This is a genomic window from Pseudomonas sp. CFBP 5748, from assembly GCF_053850495.1.
Genome location: NZ_JBSPTN010000026.1, coordinates 1 through 1,424, shown reverse-complemented (window position 1 = coordinate 1,424; position 1,424 = coordinate 1). Strand labels below are relative to the sequence as shown.

Below are 1,424 nucleotides of genomic sequence, written 5' to 3'. Positions count from 1 at the left end.
GCCATCCCTTTCAAGGTCTTAGGTAAAATCCCCTGAAGTTTCTATCAGGGATACCAGAACGATGTGGGCCGATGTTCTAGCGCGTTTCGAGAAAAAAGCACCTGCCAGCGTTATGGCCAAATTGGCGCTGGAGCACGCTATTGCCCCTGAGTGGGTCGATCAGGTCTTCGAAGAACATCGGCAACGGCAGTATTCTCGTGAGCTACTGTTCTCGACCATCATCAAGCTGATGTCCCTTGTTTCATTGGGTTTGAAGCCATCCCTGCACGCCGCGGCGCGGCAACTGGAAGATCTTCCTGTCAGCCTGGCGGCCCTCTACGACAAGATCAGTCGTACCGAGCCAGCTTTGTTGCGCGCCCTGGTCACGGGCTGTGCGCAGCGCCTGGCTCCAACCATCAAGGAGTTGGGTTGCACGACGATGTTGCCGGGTTGGCAGGTTCGGGTGGTGGACGGTAATCACTTGGCATCCACTGAGAAACGACTGGGGGCTTTACGCCACGAGCGCGGCGCCGCTCGGCCCGGGTTTTCGGTGGTTGTCTACGACCCCGACCTGGATCAAGTCATCGACCTGCAGGCATGTGAAGATGCCTACGCAAGCGAGCGTGTTTGTGTGCTGCCTCTCTTGGCCGATGCCGAGCCGGGCCAGGTGTGGCTGGCTGATCGACTCTATTGCACGCTCCCGGTCATGGAGGCTTGCGAACAGGTCAAAACCTCCTTTGTCATTCGTCAACAAGCCAAGCATCCGCGCTTGATTCAAGAGGGTCATTGGCAAGAACCCGTGCCTGTGGGCGCGGGCACTGTGCGTGAGCAGATCATTCAGGTCAGAGGCGGTTATCAGTGTCGGCGTGTCGAACTGACGCTTCATTCGCCAACAGACTCGGGTGACAGCAGCTTGATGTTCTGGAGCAACCTGCCTGAAAGCGTCAGCGCGCAGCAGATCGCGGAACTCTATCGCCGCCGCTGGAGCATTGAAGGCATGTTCCAGCGACTGGAAACAATCCTGGAAAGTGAAATCGAAACCCTTGGTAGCCCAAAGGCTGCATTGCTCGGGTTCACTACTGCGGTGTTGGCCTACAACGTCCTGGCCGTACTCAAACGAAGCGTCGAGCAAGCTCATCAGGCTTCCCAGCCTGCCGGCTGGGAAGCCTCAACCTATCACTTGGCGGTTCAGGTCCGGAGTGGTTATGAAGGCCTGCAAATTGCGCTGCCCTCGGAATGTTTTCCCGTCATACCTCTGGAAAAACTGGCCCAGCGCTTGTTGGAACTGGCCAGAAACATCCAACCAAAACAAGTTGCGAAAAATCCCCGGGGCCCCAAGGTGCCTAAACCCAAAACATGGGTGCAAGGCACTGCGGTGCATGCACATGTTTCAACGGACCGGGTAATCAAGGCCGCCAAAACGAAAAGACCTTGAAAGGGATGGC

General features: G+C 56.8%; 1 protein-coding gene. It reads left to right on the top strand.

The genetic code is table 11. The features are described 5' to 3' along the window. Positions 1–112 precede the first annotated feature (112 nt). On the top strand, positions 113–1,414 hold the full coding sequence (locus tag ACWNZ1_RS29150; protein ID WP_135847938.1) for an IS4 family transposase: 1,302 nt from the start codon (positions 113–115) through the stop codon (positions 1,412–1,414). Positions 1,415–1,424 lie beyond the last annotated feature (10 nt).